Genomic DNA, 10,370 nt, shown 5'->3' with positions numbered 1-10,370 from the left:
GGCTGGGCGCCGGCCGCCGCACTCCTGTTCGGCGGCGTCGCCTGGTCCCTCGCCGCGAAGCGCTGGTGGATGGCCTTCCTGATCGGGATCGTCGTCGCGGTCGTGATCCAGATCGCCTTCGGTGGTCTGCTCGGTCTCTCGCTCCCGTGGGGTCCTGCCCTCGGCTGGCTCGGAAGGATGTTCTGATGGACAGCTGGACGCTGCTCCTCGAAGGCTTCGCGACGGCGCTGCAACCCGAATACCTCGCCTTCGCTTTCCTCGGCGTCTTCGTCGGTACCGCGGTCGGCGTGCTGCCGGGGATCGGCCCCGCCATGACGGTCGCCCTGCTGCTTCCCCTGACGTACACACTGGACCCCGCGGCGGCGCTGATCACCTTCGCGGGCATCTACTACGGCGGCATGTACGGCGGCTCGACGACGAGCATCCTGCTCAACACCCCGGGGGAGTCGGCGTCGATCGTCACCGCGATCGAAGGCAACAGGATGGCCAGAATGGGGCGGGGCGCAGCCGCACTCGCCACGGCGGCCATCGGCTCGTTCATCGCCGGCACGCTCGCCACGTTGGGGTTGACCCTGCTGGCGCCGCTGCTCGCACAGTTCGCGGTGAACCTCGGACCGGCCGACTACGTCGCCCTCATCGTCATCGCGTTCGTCACGGTGGGTGCGCTGATCGGCAGCTCGATCTCCCGGGGGATGCTCTCGCTCGGCGTCGGGCTGTTCCTCGGGCTCGTCGGCACCGACTGGCTCTCAGGGCAGCAGCGCTACACGCTGGGGATCCCGGCGCTGTCCGACGGCGTCGACATCGTGCTGGTCGCGGTCGGACTGTTCGCCGTGGGGGAGACGTTCTACATCGCCGCGCGGCTGCGTCACGGCGGCGTCGACGTCATCCCCGTCACCCGGGGCTGGCGTTCATGGATGACGAAGGCGGACTGGCGCCGGTCGTGGAAGCCGTGGCTGCGAGGAACGGCGATCGGCTTCCCGATCGGCACGATCCCCGCCGGCGGTGCGGACGTCGCCACGTTCCTCTCGTACGCGACCGAACGCAAGCTGTCGAAGCACCGCGAGGAGTTCGGACGAGGTGCCATCGAGGGCGTCGCCGGTCCGGAGTCCGCGAACAACGCGGCTGCCGCCGGTGTGCTCGTGCCTCTGCTCACACTCGGGCTGCCGACGACCGCGACCGCGGCGATCATCCTCACGGCGTTCCAGTCGTACGGCATCCAACCGGGACCCCTGCTGTTCGAGAACCAGTCGAACCTGGTGTGGGCGCTGATCGCGAGCCTCTACATCGGCAACGTCATCCTGATCGTGCTCAACCTGCCGCTCGTGGGCATGTGGGTGAAGCTGCTGCAGATCCCGCGGCCGTACCTGTACGCGGGGATCCTGCTGTTCGCCGTCTTCGGGGCGTACGCGCTGCACAGCTCCCCGACCGACATCCTGATCCTGCTCATCGTCGGCATCCTCGGATACTTCATGCGCAGGTACGGATACCCGGTGGCGCCGCTGGTGGTCGGGATGATCCTGGGGCCGATGGCCGAGGAGCAGCTGCGCAAGGCGTTGCAGCTGAGCCAGGGAGACCTGAGCACGTTGGTGATGCAGCCGTTCGCAGCCATCGCCTACGGGGTGCTCGCTCTGCTGATCATCGGTGGGCTGTGGTTGCGTCGGCGGCAGCGTCGCTACGAGCAGGCGCTCACCGAGTCGATCGCCGTGCCGATCAAGGCGGACTCGGAGGTCTGAGTTCGGGACGGGAGGAGGCCGGGAGTAGGCTGATCCGGTGAGTGACGTACAGGCCAGGGCACGAGGGCCTCGCGCCTACATCACGTTCATCGGGATCGGCCTTCTCGCCGGTCTCCTCTCCGGCCTCTTCGGCGTCGGCGGCGGCACGGTCATCGTCCCGCTGCTGGTTCTCCTGCTCCACTTCGACCAGCGCCTCGCGGCCGGAACCTCGCTCGCGGCGATCGTCCCGACGGCCAGCGTCGGCGTCATCTCATACGCCACGACCGGATCCGTCGCCTGGATCCCCGCCATCATCCTGGCGGCCGGGGCCGTGCTCGGCGCGCAGATCGGTACGCGCCTGCTGCCGCGCATCTCGCAGACAGCCCTGCGCTGGGGCTTCGTCGGCTTCCTCCTCGTCGTGATCGTCAGTCTCTTCCTCGTCATCCCCTCGCGTGACGCCGCGTTCGAGCTCACCTGGCTGACCGGAATCGCCCTGGTCGGCGTCGGCATCGGCACCGGCATCCTCGCCGGTCTGATCGGGGTGGGCGGCGGCGTCATCGTCGTCCCCGTGCTGATGCTGGCCTTCGGCACCAGCGACCTCGTCGCGAAGGGCACCTCGCTGCTCATGATGATCCCGACGGCGATCTCGGGCACGGTGGGGAATCTGCGCAACCGCAATGTCGACCTGCTCGCCGCGCTGCTCATCGGCGTCTCCGCGTGCACCACGACCGCGCTCGGGGCGTGGCTGGCGACGATCGTCGATCCGACCCTCGGCAACATGCTGTTCGCGGCATATCTCGTGGTGATCGCCGTGCAGATGGCGATCAAGGCGGTCAGAGGGCGTAAGCGCGCCTGACCGAGAGGCGGCCTCGGTAGGATCGAGGGGTGGCAGTGAACCAAGAACTGGTCGGCCGGGAGTTCCCGCCGACGGCCCCGTACCTCGTCGGCCGTGAGAAGGTGCGCGAGTTCGCGCGTGCCGTCTTCGCCGACGCTCCGCAGCACACCGACGTCAAGGCGGCCCGCGCGGCGGGCTTCTCCGACGTGGTGGCGCCGCCGACCTTCGCGATGGTCATCCAGGACCTCACGCTCCAGCAGCTGCTGGGGCAGGAGGACTCGGGCATCGTGCTCGCGCGCACCATCCACGCGGAGCAGCGCTTCACGTACACGCGGCCCATCGTCGCGGGCGACGAGCTCACCGCACAGCTGCGCGTGACCGGCATCCGGATGATGGGGGGCAACGCGATGATCACCAGCGAGGCGGAGATCACCGACCCCGCGGGTGCCCACGTCGTGACCGCGACCAGCGTGCTGCTGGTCGGCGCGGACAGCACGGATGAAGGGGAGGCCGTCTGATGGGCTACACCGTCGGAGACGTGATCGCCGAGCGCACCGTGCATCTTACCCGCGAATCGCTCGTGCGCTACGCGGGAGCATCCGGAGACTTCAACCCCATCCACTACCGCGACGATGTGGCGGCGTCCGTCGGGCTCCCGGGCGTCCTCGCCCACGGCATGCTCACGATGGGCATCGCGTCCTCGGTCGTCGTCGCGGCCCTCGACCCCGCGACGCGGATCCTCGACTACGGCGTTCGCTTCACCAAGCCGGTCGTCGTCGACCCGGTCGACGGTGCGGACGTGAAGGTCGTCGCGACCGTCGGTGCGGTCGACGAGCAGGTCGCACGCATCGACCTCAAGGTCACGTTCGGCGAGACCACCGTGCTCGTCAAGGCGCAGCTGCGCGTCGCCGTCTGATGAGGGCGGTCTGATGCGGGAGATCGAGCCGGTTCGTCTGGCGGAGCTGACGACGCTCCGCACGGGCGCAGCGCCGGAGCGGATGTTCGAGGCGACGACGACCGAGGGTCTCGTCGAGTCCCTTCGTGAGACGTGGGTGCGCGGCGACGAGTGGTTCGTCCTCGGCGGCGGCTCCAACCTGTTCGTCGGCGACGAGCCCTTCGAAGGCACCGTGATCCGAGTGCGTACGGAGGGCATCGAAGAGCTTCCCTCCCCGCACCCGGGTCGCATCCGTCTGCGCGCGCAGGCCGGACACGGCTGGGACGACCTGGTCGCCTACGCGGTGGCCCACGGCTACGCGGGACTCGAGGCGATGAGCGGAATCCCCGGCACCGTCGGCGCCGCCCCCGTGCAGAACATCGGCGCGTACGGGCAGGAGATCCAGGAGACGCTGGTCGAGGTCGAGCTGATCGACGAGTCGACCGGCGAGATCTCGACCGTTCCGGCGGCCGATCTGGGCCTCGGCTTCCGTACTTCGGTGCTCAAGCATCACCACGGAAGCGTGCCGCAGCGTCGTGCCGTGATCCTCACGGTGACCGTCGACCTGCTGATCGCCGGGGAGCGCGTGGTCCGCGGCGAGCAGTTGCGGCGTGCGCTCGGCCTCGTCGACGAGACGCCGGTCCCGCTCAACTGGGTCAGGGAGCGGATCCTCGCCACCCGCGCGTCGAAGGGGATGATCCTGGACGATGCGGATCCTGACACGCACGGCGTCGGATCCTTCTTCCAGAACGCCATCGTGACCGCGGCGGTGGCCAGGTCGCTGCCGTCCGAGTGCCCGCGCTGGCCGGTCGCCCCGGACCTCGATGCGGTGACCGTGATCCCTCTCGCCGCCTACGACGGGCAGGTTCCGCCGTCGAAGCCCGCGACCGTCTCCGACGTCAAGGTGAGCGCGGCCTGGCTGATCGAACAGGCCGGCATCCGCAAGGGGTTCAAGCTCCCGCGCTCACGCGCATCGGTGTCGACGAAGCACGCGCTCGCCCTGACCAACCGGGGTGGTGCGACGGCGGCAGAGGTCTCCGAGCTCGCACGGTTCATCCAGAGCAGGGTGCACGCCGAGTTCGGTCTCGTGCTGCAGCCGGAGCCCGTGCTGGTGGGCGTCGACCTGTAGGACCTCGACGGTCGCGGATACACTCGCGGCATGAGCGGACTGATCCCGTACCTGCTGTTCCCCGGCAACGCCGCAGAGGCGCTCCACCACTACCAGGGCGTGTTCGGGGGTGACCTGCAGCTGTTCGACTACGCCGCAGCAGGGCGTCATGACGGCCCGGGCGATGCGGTCGCGCACGGGCAGCTGAGCGGACTCGTCGAGCTCGCCGGCGCGGATGCCGGTGCCGACGACGACGCCGTCCAGATGGGCGGCATGTTCCTGTCTCTCCTCGGCACGGCCGACGCTCTGACCCTCACCGAGTGGTTCGACAAGCTCGCCGCCGACGGGCGAGTGCTCGACGCCTTGCAGAAGCGCCCCTGGGGTGACTACGACGGCACGCTCGTCGACCGCTACGGCATCCGCTGGCTGATCGGCTTCCATCCCGAGGACTGACCGCCGAGACCCCCGCCACACGTCGAGACCCCCTCGCAGCACCGCGGTTGCGAGGGGGTCTCGACGGTCAGCGGGGGTCTCGGCCGACGGAGCGGGACCGGACGGAGCGGGGCCGGACGGAGCGGGACGGCGTCAGGCGAACAGGCGCTGGAGGCGGTGCACGCCCTCGAGCAGCTGGTCGTCGCCGAGCGCATAGGACATGCGGATGTAGCCGGAGGGACCGAAGGCCTCGCCGGGCACGACCGCGACCTCGGCCTCGTCGAGGATGAGGTCGGCGAGCTCGAGCGAGGTGGTCGGCGTGACGCCGCGCCAGGTCCGACCGAGCAGGCCCTGCACGTCGGGGTAGACGTAGAACGCGCCGAGGGGGTTCGGGACGACGAGGCCGTCGATCTTCGACAGCTCCGACACGATGAGGCGACGGCGGCGGTCGAAGGCCTCGCGGAACTGCTCGGCCTCGGTCTGCGGACCGTTGAGTGCGGCGATGGCAGCCTTCTGCGCGACGTTGTTCACGTTGCTGGTGAGGTGCGACTGCAGGTTCCCGGCGATCTTGATGGCGTCGGTCGGGCCGACCATCCAGCCCACCCTCCACCCGGTCATGGCGTAGGTCTTCGCGACCCCGTTGACCAGGATCGTCTGACCGGCGACCTCGGGCACCGCCTCGACGATCGAGGTGGCCTTGACACCTTCGTAGGTGAGGTTCTGGTAGATCTCGTCGCTGATGATCCAGATGCCGTGCTCGAGCGCCCACTGTCCGATGGCACGCGTCTCTTTCGCGGTGTACACCGATCCGGTCGGGTTCGACGGCGACACGAAGACGAGCACGGTGGTTCGTGCGGTGCGCGCGGCCTCGAGCTGCTCGACCGTGACCTTGTAGTCCTGGTCGGCGCCGGCGAAGACCTCGACCGGGGTGCCGTCGGCGAGACGGATGGCCTCGGGGTACGTGGTCCAGTACGGCGCGGGGAGCAGCACCTCGTCGCCGGGGTTCACGACGGCCTGGAACGCCTGGTAGACGGACTGCTTGCCACCGTTCGTGACGATGACCTGGCTGGGGGAGACCTCCAGGCCGGAGTCGCGCAGGGTCTTCGCGGCGATCGCCTCACGCAGCGCCGGGAGGCCGGGAGCAGGCGTGTACCGGTAGCTCGCGGGGTCGGCGAGGGCCTCCGCGGCGGCGTCCACGATGAACTGCGGCGTCGCGAAATCGGGCTCGCCGGCGGCGTAGGAGATGACGTCCTTGCCCTCGGCCTTGAGGGCCTTGGCCTTGGCATCGACCTTGAGGGTCGCGGACTCGGCGATGGCGGACAGCTTGCGGGAGAGAGGAGCGCGTTCGGTCACGACTACGAGCGTACTCGGGTCGATGCGGCGCGCGAGGTGTGGGATGTCGCCAAGATCCGAGGTTCTTTCGGGTCTGGAAGGTCAGTCGGTCGGGAAGCCGTGCGCCTGCGCGACGGCGGGGAGGGTGATGTGCCCGTTCTGGACGTTCAGTCCCTTCGCGAGCGCGGCATCCTCGGACGCGGCACGCTCCCAGCCCTTGCCGGCGATCGCCGAGACGTAGGGCAGCGTCGCGTTGGTCAGCGCACGGGTCGCGGTCTCGGGAACCGCGCCGGGCATGTTCGCGACGCAGTAGTAGATCGAGTCGTGCACGGCGAACGTGGGGTCGTCGTGAGTGGTCGGGCGCGAGCCCTCGAAGCACCCGCCCTGATCGATCGCGATGTCGACGAGCACGGATCCCGGCTTCATCGCGGCGACCATGTCGTCGGTGACGAGTTTGGGGGCAGCGGCGCCGGGGATCAGCACGGAGCCGATCACGAGGTCGGCGGTCCTGAGCTCTTCGGCGATGTCGTAGCGGCTCGAGGCGCGGGTCTCCAGCGCGCCGCCGTAGCGGTGCTCGAGCTCGCGCAGGCGGGGGAGGGAGACATCGATCACGGTCACGTTCGAGCCGAGTCCGAGGGCGTTCGCGGCGGCATGCTCACCGGCGACGCCGCCTCCGATCACGACGGTCTTGGCGCGAGGGGTGCCGGCGATGCCACCGAGCAGCATTCCGCGACCACCCTGCGAGCGCAGCAGCGAGTGCGAGCCCATGACCACGGAGAGCCGTCCGGCGATCTCGCTCATCGGCACGAGCAGCGGCAGGCTGCGGTCGGGCAGCTGCACGGTCTCGTAGGCGACGGCCGTCGTCCCGGCATCCACGAGCGCGGTGGTCAGCGCGCGGTCGGCGGCGAGGTGGAGGTAGGTGAAGAGCGTGAGGTCGGGCCGGAGGAAGCCGTACTCCTGGGCGATCGGCTCCTTGACCTTGATCAGCAGATCCGCTTCGCCCCAGGCCTCGGCGGCGGTCGCGACGATTTCGGCGCCGGCGTCGCGGTAGGTCTCGTCCGTGATGCCGGAGCCGAGCCCTGCGCCGGTCTGCACGAGCACGCGGTGGCCTTCGTGGACCAACCGATCGGCGCCGGCGGGGGTGAGGGCGACGCGGTTCTCGTTGTTCTTGACCTCGGTGGGGACGCCGATCTTCATTGATCCTCCAGGGGTGTGATGAGGTGACCGACCCAGGATCGCAGAAACATCGCCAGATCAATAGAATCAGTGAAGATGATTCGTTGATGCCCGAATTCCTGAATAATGCTTCGTATGGAGATGCCTTCTGACGCCCCGGGGCCGAACAGCGTTCGGGCGCCCGCGCTCGATGCGATCGACGCGAGGATCGTGCAGCTCCTCACCGCCGACGGACGGATGACGAATGCGGAGCTCGCCGCTCGGCTCGGGGTCGCACCGTCGACCGCGCACACGCGGCTGCGCGCGCTGATCGATCGGGGGGTGATCACCGGGTTCCACGCGAGCGTCGACGAGCGGAAGCTGGGGGCCGGGCTCCAGGCGATCATCGGGGTGACCCTGCGTCCGAGCGGTCGCCGGGAGAGCATCGTCGAGTTCGCGGACCGGGTGCGTGTCCTCCCGCCCGTCATCCAGGTGTTCTTCCTCGGCGGTGACGATGACTTCCTCCTGCACATCGCGGTCGCCGATTCATCGGAGATGCGGGAGTTCGTGCTCGAGCATCTGTCGGCCCAGAGCAGCGTCGCCTCCACCCGCACCAGCATCGTGTTCGACTATCACCGCAACTCGGTGGCCGCGTCGTTCCACTGAGCGGCCCCGCGTGTCAGGCGCCGTAGGAGGCGGGGAGTGCGCAGTAGTCGGCGAATCGCCGCGTCGGATGCGCGGGATCGGTCACATCGACTATCGCGCCCGCGACCGTGTGCGGCGGTTCGTCGCCTGCGAGCTGCCACACCGCGTAGTTCCACATCCCCCTGGTGCGCTCACCGAGCAGACCTGCCGGGCCGGAGATGAGCAGGATGACATCGCTCGTCGGGGCTTGGCGGAACGCGGTGACGGCCTCACGCACTCCCGCTTCCCCGCCGTCCGCGGAATGATCCCGGACGACTTCCTGGTCGACGGCGGTCAGGGCAGCAGCCAGGGCGTCGGCCGCGGCACGCGAGCGCTCGGCATCCGTCCCGGCGACCGCCAGCAGGCGCCTGCCGCGCGGATAGAAGTGCAGGAACTCGGAGGCGATGTCCGCCCAGACGTCGGTCATGCCTCCAGGCTACGCCCGCCCGGTCGGCCCGGCTCGGGACCGGGAAGAGCCCCCGGGTGCGGTGTCCGCCGCGACCCCGAGGGCTCTTCGTCTATCGCTCAGTCCTCGTCGACCAGGAACCGGCTGTAGGCGCCGAGTGTGAGGAAGGTCGGGAACTGCTCGCGCAGCGCGACCTCACGGAAGATCTCCGCCGCATCGTCGAAGCGGTCGCCGTGGCTGCGCGTCGCCTGGGCGAGCACCTGGGCGATGAGTCCCTCGATGTACTCGGCGGTGATGAGGGTGCCGTCCTCGGTGGTCCGGTCCTGGTGGATCCACTGCCACACCTGCGAACGGCTGATCTCCGCGGTCGCGGCATCCTCCATCAGGTTGTCGATCGCCACGGCGCCCAGTCCGCGCAGCCAGGCTTCGAGGTAGCGGATGGCGACCGAGACGTTGTCCCGCACACCCTGCGCGGTGATCGGTCGTCCGATGTGCAGGTCGAGCAGATCACGCGCCTCCACGTGCACGTCGTCGCGCTGACGGTCGACCTGATTCGGACGATCGCCCAGGACGGCGTCGAACTCGGCCTGCGCCGTGGGGATCAGGTCGGGGTGCGCGACCCAGGTGCCGTCGAAGCCGTCGCCCGCCTCGCGCTTCTTGTCGGCGGTGACCTTCTCGATGGCACGCGCCGTCACCTCGGGGTCACGACGGTTCGGGATGAACGCGCTCATGCCGCCGATGGCGAAGGCTCCCCGCTTGTGGCAGGTCTGCACGAGCAGGTCGGTGTACGCCCGCATGAACGGCACCGTCATCGTGACCTCGCTGCGGTCGGGGAGCACGAACCGCGCCCCGCGACCCCGGTAGTTCTTGATGATCGAGAAGATGTAGTCCCACCGCCCGGCGTTCAGGCCCGCGCAGTGGTCGCGCAGCTCGTAGAGGATCTCGTCCATCTCGAATGCGGCAGGCAGCGTCTCGATCAGCACGGTCGCGCGGATGGTGCCGTGCGGGATGCCGATGTACTCCTCGCTGAAGGAGAAGACGTCGTCCCACAGCTTCGCCTCCTCGCTCGACTCGAGCTTGGCGATGTAGAAGTACGGTCCGCGGCCGCTCTCGATCAGCGCCTGCGCGTTGTGCAGGAAGTACAGCCCGAAGTCGACGAGCGAGCCGGACGCCGAGGTACGACGACCCGCACGGTCGGTGAACGCGATGTGCTTCTCCGGCAGGTGCCATCCGCGCGGGCGCATCACGATCGTGGGGGTGCGCTCCGCCGTGACGCGGTACTCCTTGCCTTCCGGGGAGGTGAACGACAGCTCGCCGCGGATGGCCTCGCGCAGTGAGAGCTGCCCCTCGATCACGTTCTTCCAGGTCGGGCTCGTGGCATCCTCCTGGTCGGCGAGCCACACGCGTGCGCCGGAGTTGAGGGCGTTGATCGTCATCTTCGGGTCGGTCGGGCCGGTGATCTCGACGCGCCGGTCCTCGAGGCCGGGTCCTGCGCCAGCGACGCGCCAGTCGCGGTCTTCCCGGATGTGTGCCGTGTCCTCGCGGAAGCGCGGGTCGTGTCCGTTGCCGATCTCGAAGCGCCGACGCATCCGGTCGGCGAGTCTGTCATGGCGACGGGCGGCGAACCGGTGGTGCAGTTCGGTCAGGAAGGCGATCGCCTCGGGCGTCAGGATCTCCTCGTAGCGCTCGCGGAGGGGTCCGGTGACCTCGATCGCAGGGCCCAGCTGGGTCGTCTGGATCGGGCCCGTGGTCGGGGGAGCGGTGGTCGGGGG

The 10,370-nt window shown here is 69.2% G+C and carries 11 protein-coding genes and 1 pseudogene; 8 read left to right on the top strand and 4 right to left on the bottom strand.

Annotation, left to right across the window (positions count from 1 at the left end; translation table 11 throughout):
* From L978_RS19055 to L978_RS17940, 7 genes and pseudogenes are all read left to right on the top strand, one after another.
* A pseudogene (locus L978_RS19055) lies at window positions 1-186 on the top strand (tripartite tricarboxylate transporter TctB family protein); the annotation flags it as partial.
* Complete coding sequence (locus L978_RS17965) at window positions 186-1,733, top strand: tripartite tricarboxylate transporter permease (protein WP_047524848.1); 1,548 nt, start codon at window positions 186-188, stop codon at window positions 1,731-1,733. The pseudogene L978_RS19055 and the gene L978_RS17965, both read left to right, overlap by 1 nt.
* A 37-nt stretch (window positions 1,734-1,770) precedes the next feature.
* The gene (locus L978_RS17960; protein WP_047524847.1) at window positions 1,771-2,568 is read left to right on the top strand and encodes a sulfite exporter TauE/SafE family protein; all 798 of its coding nucleotides are present in this window, start codon (window positions 1,771-1,773) and stop codon (window positions 2,566-2,568) included.
* A gap of 29 nt (window positions 2,569-2,597) precedes the next feature.
* A complete protein-coding gene (locus L978_RS17955; RefSeq protein WP_047524846.1) occupies window positions 2,598-3,065 on the top strand; it encodes an FAS1-like dehydratase domain-containing protein in 468 nt (155 codons plus the stop codon).
* Window positions 3,065-3,463, top strand: coding sequence for a MaoC/PaaZ C-terminal domain-containing protein (locus tag L978_RS17950; protein WP_047524845.1), 399 nt, complete (start codon window positions 3,065-3,067; stop codon window positions 3,461-3,463). Before L978_RS17955 ends, L978_RS17950 begins: the two co-directional genes overlap by 1 nt.
* 13 nt (window positions 3,464-3,476) lie before the next feature.
* Entirely contained in the window at window positions 3,477-4,610 is a 1,134-nt protein-coding gene (locus L978_RS17945) for a UDP-N-acetylmuramate dehydrogenase (protein ID WP_047524844.1), read from the top strand.
* Window positions 4,611-4,640: 30 nt separating this feature from the next.
* Window positions 4,641-5,042: a VOC family protein gene (locus L978_RS17940; RefSeq protein WP_047524843.1), complete on the top strand. Its 402-nt coding sequence runs from the start codon at window positions 4,641-4,643 to the stop codon at window positions 5,040-5,042.
* A 132-nt stretch (window positions 5,043-5,174) separates the two neighbouring features.
* Here the strand turns inward: L978_RS17940 and L978_RS17935 are convergent, their stop codons facing one another.
* The gene (locus tag L978_RS17935) at window positions 5,175-6,374 is read right to left on the bottom strand and encodes a pyridoxal phosphate-dependent aminotransferase (RefSeq protein WP_047524842.1); all 1,200 of its coding nucleotides are present in this window, start codon (window positions 6,372-6,374) and stop codon (window positions 5,175-5,177) included.
* A gap of 81 nt (window positions 6,375-6,455) precedes the next feature.
* Entirely contained in the window at window positions 6,456-7,550 is a 1,095-nt protein-coding gene (ald, locus tag L978_RS17930) for an alanine dehydrogenase (protein ID WP_047524841.1), read from the bottom strand.
* A 105-nt stretch (window positions 7,551-7,655) separates the two neighbouring features.
* On the opposite strand from ald, the gene L978_RS17925 reads away from it, so the two are divergent.
* Window positions 7,656-8,174, top strand: coding sequence for an Lrp/AsnC family transcriptional regulator (locus L978_RS17925; protein WP_131492339.1), 519 nt, complete (start codon window positions 7,656-7,658; stop codon window positions 8,172-8,174).
* A gap of 13 nt (window positions 8,175-8,187) precedes the next feature.
* On the opposite strand, the gene L978_RS17920 is transcribed toward L978_RS17925, so the two are convergent.
* Both L978_RS17920 and aceB read right to left on the bottom strand, forming a co-directional pair.
* Complete coding sequence (locus L978_RS17920) at window positions 8,188-8,619, bottom strand: hypothetical protein (RefSeq protein WP_047524839.1); 432 nt, start codon at window positions 8,617-8,619, stop codon at window positions 8,188-8,190.
* A gap of 98 nt (window positions 8,620-8,717) precedes the next feature.
* A partial coding sequence (gene aceB / locus L978_RS17915; protein ID WP_442921875.1) for a malate synthase A occupies window positions 8,718-10,370 on the bottom strand: 1,653 nt, incomplete at its 5' end.

This window comes from Microbacterium sp. ZOR0019 (genome assembly GCF_000800925.1).
In the GTDB taxonomy this organism is placed as follows: Bacteria; Actinomycetota; Actinomycetes; order Actinomycetales; family Microbacteriaceae; genus Microbacterium; species Microbacterium aurugineum.
This window is presented reverse-complemented; position numbering and strand designations above follow the sequence as displayed.

What these genes read in the sequence shown, in the direction of transcription:
- L978_RS17920 (WP_047524839.1), bottom strand. Translation starts at nt 8,619, where the DNA reads ATGACCGACGTCTGGGCGGACATCGCCTCCGAGTTCCTGCACTTCTAT.
- L978_RS17945 (WP_047524844.1), top strand. Translation starts at nt 3,477, where the DNA reads ATGCGGGAGATCGAGCCGGTTCGTCTGGCGGAGCTGACGACGCTCCGC.
- L978_RS17940 (WP_047524843.1), top strand. Translation starts at nt 4,641, where the DNA reads ATGAGCGGACTGATCCCGTACCTGCTGTTCCCCGGCAACGCCGCAGAG.
- L978_RS17950 (WP_047524845.1), top strand. Translation starts at nt 3,065, where the DNA reads ATGGGCTACACCGTCGGAGACGTGATCGCCGAGCGCACCGTGCATCTT.
- L978_RS17925 (WP_131492339.1), top strand. Translation starts at nt 7,656, where the DNA reads ATGCTTCGTATGGAGATGCCTTCTGACGCCCCGGGGCCGAACAGCGTT.
- ald (WP_047524841.1), bottom strand. Translation starts at nt 7,550, where the DNA reads ATGAAGATCGGCGTCCCCACCGAGGTCAAGAACAACGAGAACCGCGTC.
- L978_RS17965 (WP_047524848.1), top strand. Translation starts at nt 186, where the DNA reads ATGGACAGCTGGACGCTGCTCCTCGAAGGCTTCGCGACGGCGCTGCAA.